Below are 2,019 nucleotides of genomic sequence, written 5' to 3' on the forward strand. Positions count from 1 at the left end.
AAGCGATCTCCGAAGCAGCGATGAAAACAGCACACGCGGCCGACGCGGTCATGCTGGGTGCCGTCGGGGGCCCCAAATGGGACGGCGTGCCGTACGACAACCGCCCCGAGGCGGGCCTCTTGCGTCTCCGGAAGGACCTTCAGCTCTTCGCGAACCTGCGCCCTGCGATCTGCTACCCGGCGTTGGCGGACGCCTCCTCGCTCAAACGCGAGCTGGTCGAAGGGCTCGACATCATGATCGTGCGCGAGCTGACCGGCGGCGTCTATTTCGGCGAGCCCAAGGAGATCACCGACCTAGGCAATGGACGGAAGCGCGCCGTCGATACGCAAGTTTACGAGACCTACGAAATCGAGCGCATCGCCGCCGTCGCCTTCGATCTGGCCCGCAAGCGCGGGAACGTGGTGCACTCCGCCGAAAAGCGGAACGTGATGAAGACCGGCGTGTTGTGGAACGAGGTGGTCAGCCAAGTCCACAAAGACAGCTACGCGGACGTGACGCTAGAGCACATTCTGGCCGACAACTGCGCCATGCAGCTCGTCCGCGCGCCCAAGCAGTTCGACGTGATCGTGACCGACAATCTGTTCGGCGACGTGCTCTCCGACGAAGCCGCCATGGCGACGGGCTCTCTGGGCATGCTGCCCTCGGCCTCGCTGGGCGCCGCGGACGAGACCGGCATGCGGCCCGCCATGTACGAACCCGTGCATGGCTCTGCGCCCGACATCGCGGGGCAAGGCAAGGCCAACCCGATCGCGACGATCGCGAGCTTCGCCATGTGCTTGCGCTACTCCTTCAGCCAGGGCGACTTGGCCGACAAGATCGAGGCTGCCATCGCCGCTGTCCTGGACCAGGGCCTGCGCACCGGCGACATCGCTCAGGACGGCTGCAAGACCGTGGGAACGCGCGAAATGGGCGATGCCATCATCGCGTCGTTAAATCGCGCCAGTTAGCACTCATGAAACACGCTTGCACCGGGCTTTCCTTGAGTTTAGCCCTGCTGCTGACGACCCCGCTCGCTTGGGCCACGGACGCGCCGGACGAGACCGACGATTCGGCGCCGCCGGTAGCGCGTGAGGCCGAGGAGACAGCGGGCTCAGAAGACCCCGCGGAGCCTGGAGACTCTCAGACGACGGATGCAGAGCCGGAATACACGGAACCTGACGACATCGAGACCGCAGCGCCTACGGCACCCTCTCTTGGCCCGCAGATTAGCTCGAAAGTTCAGGTGACGCCCGAAGAGAAAGCCGAGAAGGAAGCGCGCAAGTCCTGCAAGATCGAGATTTGCGATATCATCGCCACGCGCGAGCCGCTGGGTGACGATATCGCCTGCGACATCAAGAAGACCTGGCGGGCGGACTCGCTCACCGAAATGCTGGGCGATCAGATTGGCTGGCCCTGGGGCAAGGCGGTCTGTGAATCCAAGCTCAACCTGTCACGGGCCGATCTTGCCGAGGCGATGCTGGTCGCCGATACCACCATCGAAATGGATAAGTTCGCCGTGTCCTGCGCGCTTCACCGGGACAGCAGCGAGCCTTACGTGGTCGAGGTGGAACTCGCTCCGGAAGTGACCTTCAAAAATGGCACAGCGGTCTCCGCAACGATCAATTGGGGCGATGTCTCGGCCCCCTTGTTGATCTACCCCGTGGTCTATGCCGGCACCGGCGTCGACAACCTGTCCAATGTGCTGGGTTCAACAGTGGTGACGATAGTCAATGAGTTCACCCAAAAGAAATGCGCCAAAGTGAAGGACGAGCTACCCGGCCGGCGCGTGAACTAGGCGGTACGCCCCTCAAAAACCAGGGCACCTTTACTTTGGCGGCACCTTCCCATACATCCGCCGCGAGGCAGGTCAAAACGCCGCACGGTTCGCCGTGAACCCGGCATGCGACCCAACAAACAGTTAGTCGACCAGACAGCCGTCACAGGCAGGAGTATCGAATGGGTTACAAAGTCGCCGTCATCGGCGCGACCGGCAATGTCGGGCGCGAGATGCTCAACATCCTTGCCGAGCGGGAATTCCCC

Annotated in this window: 3 protein-coding genes; 2 read left to right on the plus strand and 1 reads right to left on the minus strand. The window is 62.9% G+C overall.

Annotation, left to right across the window (positions count from 1 at the left end; genetic code table 11):
• Both leuB and WBQ77_RS03115 read left to right on the plus strand, forming a co-directional pair.
• The coding region (gene leuB, locus WBQ77_RS03110; RefSeq protein WP_424058883.1) for a 3-isopropylmalate dehydrogenase at positions 1-947 on the plus strand (947 nt) is incomplete at its 5' end.
• A 32-nt stretch (positions 948-979) separates the two neighbouring features.
• A complete protein-coding gene (locus tag WBQ77_RS03115; protein ID WP_424058885.1) occupies positions 980-1,774 on the plus strand; it encodes a hypothetical protein in 795 nt (264 codons plus the stop codon).
• Here the strand turns inward: WBQ77_RS03115 and WBQ77_RS03120 are convergent.
• Positions 1,771-2,019, minus strand: a 249-nt coding sequence (locus WBQ77_RS03120; RefSeq protein ID WP_424058887.1) for a hypothetical protein, incomplete at its 5' end; no start/stop codon positions are given. The genes WBQ77_RS03115 and WBQ77_RS03120 overlap by 4 nt on opposite strands.

The sequence above is a fragment of the Methyloceanibacter sp. genome, assembly GCF_049590335.1.
GTDB lineage: Bacteria > Pseudomonadota > Alphaproteobacteria > Rhizobiales > Methyloligellaceae > Methyloceanibacter.